A 4251-nucleotide genomic window follows, 5' to 3' on the forward strand; every position below is an offset into this window, starting at 1 on the left:
GGCGTCGGCCGCCTCGGTGGCCGCGCGCGCGGCCTCGCGCCCGGTGGCCTCCAGCTGCACCGCGGCCTGCGCCTCGATGCGCACCGCCTCGGCGATGCGGGCGTCGATCTGGTTCAGGCTGATGTGGGCCATGCGCACCAGCTTGTCGCAGCCGGCGATTTGCTTGGAAAAGTTCTGCAGGTCGGCGTGGAAGCGGTCGACCAGCGCGCCGTGGGCGTCGACCTTGTCGTTGAGCGTGTTGAAGAAGTCGCCTTGCGATGCGGCGGGCTGCTCGTCTGGATTCATGCGCTGCCTCTCGATAACCGGGAAGCCCTATTGTAGTTTCAAGCGGCGGCCTTGTGGCGATCAGGCCGCCGCCGGCACCTTTAGCCGCCGATGGTCAGCGTCAGCGCCGTGCCGCTGTAGCTTGGCGTGGCGCTGCGGCCGTCGACCTGGATGGCGGCGAAGCGGCCCGTCAGGCGCCCGGCCGTCAGCACCGTCAGCACCTCGCCGGCCTTGGGCTGGTAGCCGCCGGCGAACTTGATGTGCAGCGTGCCGCCGGCGATCACGGCGTCGCCGGCCACCGCCAGGCTGCCGCGCGCGCCGCCGCCCAGGTCCAGCTCCAGCGTGGTGGCGCCGGCCAGCTGGGTGTAGCGGCCGGCCAATTTGAGCGCGGCCGGGGCGTTGGCGATCAAGGTGCCGCCGCTGACGTAGACGTCGCCGTTGCCGAAGGCGGCGGCGCTGTCGCCCTCGAGCGCGCCGGCGGCCAGCTCGGTGCCGCCGCTCCAGCTGTTGTTGCCGGCCAGCCTGAGCGTGCCGCTGCCCTGCTTGACCAGCTTGCCCGTGCCGCCGATGTCGTTGCGCCAGCGGTCGGCCGCGTTAAAGCCGCCCCTGGCCGCGTCCATCACCAGCACCACGTTGCCGCTGAAGGCGCCGTAGCCGTCGGCCGCGGCAAACAGGTTCAGCCTGCCCCAGCCCTCGGGGTCGTCCATCACCGGCGAGCCGGACGGCAGCGCCGTGGTCTTGAGCACCACGCGCCGCTGCGCCTCGCTCAGGTAGGGCAGGCGCGTCTCCAGCAGCACCTCGGCGCCCTTGGGCACCACGGCCGGCGCGCCGGCCGCGCCGACCAGCGGCAGGCCGTAGGTGCTGCGGCGCAGGTAGTTGGCCTGGTTGACGTCGTGGTCGGCGAAGCGGTCGCCGCCCGCGCCCGACTGCGCGTACGCCGCGAAGCTGTCGGCCGTGGTGGCGGTGGCGGCCATCAGCGTGGCGTGCGCCTGGGCCACGGCCGCGCTTTTCTTGGCCGCGTTGGCCGGGTCGGCCAGGTTGGCCGCCACCACGGCGGTGGCGTGGATGCGCCCGCTCAGCACGTCCAGCGGCGAGTGCATGCCGGCCCAGATGCGCGCCTCGCCCAGCTCCAGCCCGCGGCTGATCAATTCCTGGTAGCGCTCCGGCAGCGCGTACGCCATCGCCAGCGTGTCGCGCATCGCCTCGGCCGAATGGCCGCTGGTGAAGCCGCCGTCGGTGGTGGGCGTGGAACTCTTGGCCGGCGCCAGCGCCGGCAGCACCTGCACCGCGCTGCTCCAGCGGTAGGGGCGGGCGTACTTGTAGAAGCGCTTGGCCGGCTCGGTCGAGCCGTTGGTGCCGACCAGGTTGACCAGGTCCACCACCGCGCCGAAGCCGGGGTTGGCCGCGCCGCCGACGCCGGTGTTGTTGCCGCCGTCGTTGTACAACTTGACGGTGGCGTCGTCGGCGATCGCGGTAATGGTGGTGGTCTGCTGGGCGGCCGCACGCCAGGCCGCCGTCAGCGGGCCCAGGCCGTCGGTCACGCTGTAGCCCTTGCCGCGGCGGTCGTCCAGGTAGGCTTGCAGCGCCTGCGCCGGCGTGCGGGCGGCGGTGGCGCGCACCACGTAGTCGATATTGGCCGCGTGCACCGCGGCGTTGACGATGGTGCCGCCGTCGCTGCCGTCGTTGGGCACGCCGGTCCAGACGGACGGCACCACGGCCGGGAAGCCGGCCGCCGCGTCGGCGCTGACGCCGGCGTCGACGATCTCGGTCAGCGGCTTCCACACCTGCAGGAAGCCGCCCAGCACGCGCACGCCGGCGTTGGTGGCCAGCGTGGCGTAGCGGGCGTCGCCGCGCTGGTTGGTGGCGGCGGTGTCGACGAAGGCGGTGACGGCCGGCACCGCCACCACCTCGGCCGCGCCCTGGTCGGCCGGCGGCGGCGGGATCACCAGCACCTGGTCATCGGAGCTGGCGCCGCAGGCGGCGAGGGCGAGGGCGATGCTGGCGGCCAGCAGCAGCGGGCGGGCGGGGAGGCGATGCATGGCGAATCCTGGAATGAGATGAAGGAGGCCATAGAGTAATGACGTCGTATGACATGCCTGTTACGCAACGCGGCTGGGAGCGCTTCCAGTTGAAAATATCGTGCGGCCGGGCCGGCCGCGCCGGGCCGCGCCGGACCGCGCTATAGTGGCGTTCTTCCCGTTTGCCAAGGAGACCCCCATGTTCAAGTGCCTGTTGCTGGCGCTGGCCAGCCTGTGCGCCGCCGCCCATGCCGTCCATGCCGCCGACGCCCCCGGCGCGCCGGAGGCCCCCCGCCCGGCCAGCCGCGCCGAGGCGGTGGCCATCATCGCCGACATGCGCCGCATCGTCGCGCCCCAGGGCGTCGAGCGCAGCGAGATGGTGCGCATCGGCGGCATCGCCCAGGCCATCACCGTTCGCGGCGCCGACCGCCGCAACCCCATCCTGCTGATGCTGCACGGCGGCCCCGGTTACGTGGCCATGCCGACCAGCTGGTACTTCCAGCGCGGCTGGGAGGATTACTTCACCGTGGTGCAGTGGGACCAGCGCGGCGCCGGCAAGACCTACGCGGCCAACGATCCGGCGCTGGTGGCGCCGACCATGACGCGCGCGCGCATGCTGGCCGACGCCGAGGAGATGGTGGCCTGGCTGCGCCAGGAGTTCGGCAAGCGGCGCATCTTCGTGATGGGCCATTCGTGGGGCAGCTCGCTGGGCATCGAGCTGGCGCGCCGGCACCCGGACTGGCTGCACGCCTACATCGGCATGGGCCAGATCACCGATTCGCCCGAGAGCGAGCGGCGCGGCTGGCGCTTCGCGCTGGACGCGGCGCGCGCCGACGGCAACGCCCAGGCGGTGCGCGAGCTGGAGGCGCTGGCGCCCTACGCGGCGCCCGGCGCGCCGGTGCCGCTCAAGGACCTGTACCTGCAGCGCAAATGGCTGGGCCACTACGGCGGCGCCGTGTACAACCGGCGCGGCTTCGACGCCGAGTCGGCGGCGGTGCGGCTGGCGCCGGAGTATTCGGACGCCGAGCTGCGCACGCTCTGGGAGGCCGGCGACTTCTCGTCCAGCCACCTGCTGGCGCAGACCATCGCCATGGACTTCAGCGGCATCACGCGCTTCGACTGCCCGATCGTGATCTTCAACGGCCGCCACGATTACAACGTCTCGGCGTCGGCCACGGCCGAGTGGTATGCGCGGGTGCGGGCGCCGTCCAAGGCGCTGGTGTGGTTCGAGCACTCGGCCCACGAGATGTTCAACGAGGAGCCGGGCAAGATGCTGGTCTCGCTGGTGCGCTACGCGCTGCCGCATGCCGAGCGGGCGGGCGATGTCGCGCCCTGATACAATGGCCGCGTGAAAAAAATCCTGCTCATCCTGCTGCTCACCATCCTGCCGATCCAGTACGCCTGGTCGATGGCGGCGGTGTATTGCCAGCACGAGCCGGCCAAGGCGGCGCACTTCGGCCACCACGGCCACCACCACCAGGCGCAGGCCGGCGACGGCGCCGACGACGGCGCCGACCAGGGCAAGCCGGCCAAGGTCCACAGCGACTGCGAGGTCTGCCACCACGCGGTGCAGGCCTCGGTACCGGCCGGCGCCGCGATCGCGCTGGCCGCCGCGCCGTGCGCCCACGCGCCACCCGCATCGTCGCGCTACCTGTCCTTCATCTCCGACGGGCCCGCGCGGCCCGACTGGCTGCTCGTCGCCTAGCGCGACGAGGCCCTCGCCCCTTTTCCCAGACGCCTGAGTCTCGTCGAATTCCTGTTCCTTTCTGGAGAATTCGATGTTCAAGTATTTGCTGCCGCTCGTCGTAGCGGCGTGGTCCGCCCATGCGCGGGCCGAAACCGAGCCGTCCGCGCCACAAACACCTTCCACAGCGCCTCCTCCTCCGGCTCCTGGGGCAGCGGCTCGTAGATCTTCCAGCCCTTGTCGATGCCGGCCCAGATCTCCTGCTTGCGCTTGATCTGCTGCGCG

3 protein-coding genes and 2 pseudogenes are annotated in these 4251 nt (G+C 72.0%); 2 read left to right on the forward strand and 3 right to left on the reverse strand.

The window, feature by feature from the left end; genetic code table 11:
* Both GTP90_RS34940 and GTP90_RS34945 read right to left on the reverse strand, forming a co-directional pair.
* A pseudogene (locus GTP90_RS34940) lies at positions 1-285 on the reverse strand (hypothetical protein); the annotation flags it as partial.
* Between the two features lie 80 nt (positions 286-365).
* The gene (locus GTP90_RS34945) at positions 366-2303 is read right to left on the reverse strand and encodes a phosphatase PAP2 family protein (protein WP_161087817.1); all 1938 of its coding nucleotides are present in this window, start codon (positions 2301-2303) and stop codon (positions 366-368) included.
* Positions 2304-2481: 178 nt separating this feature from the next.
* Between GTP90_RS34945 and GTP90_RS34950 the strand changes: the two genes are divergently transcribed.
* Together GTP90_RS34950 and GTP90_RS34955 are read left to right on the forward strand one after the other, a co-directional pair.
* Positions 2482-3618: an alpha/beta fold hydrolase gene (locus GTP90_RS34950; RefSeq protein ID WP_161087818.1), complete on the forward strand. Its 1137-nt coding sequence runs from the start codon at positions 2482-2484 to the stop codon at positions 3616-3618.
* A 12-nt stretch (positions 3619-3630) separates the two neighbouring features.
* Positions 3631-3987: a hypothetical protein gene (locus GTP90_RS34955; protein WP_161087819.1), complete on the forward strand. Its 357-nt coding sequence runs from the start codon at positions 3631-3633 to the stop codon at positions 3985-3987.
* Positions 3988-4064: 77 nt separating this feature from the next.
* Here the strand turns inward: GTP90_RS34955 and GTP90_RS34960 are convergent.
* Positions 4065-4251, reverse strand: a pseudogene (locus GTP90_RS34960) (hypothetical protein); the annotation flags it as partial.

This window comes from Duganella vulcania (assembly GCF_009857655.1).
GTDB classification, from domain to species: domain Bacteria; phylum Pseudomonadota; class Gammaproteobacteria; order Burkholderiales; family Burkholderiaceae_D; genus Rugamonas; species Rugamonas vulcania.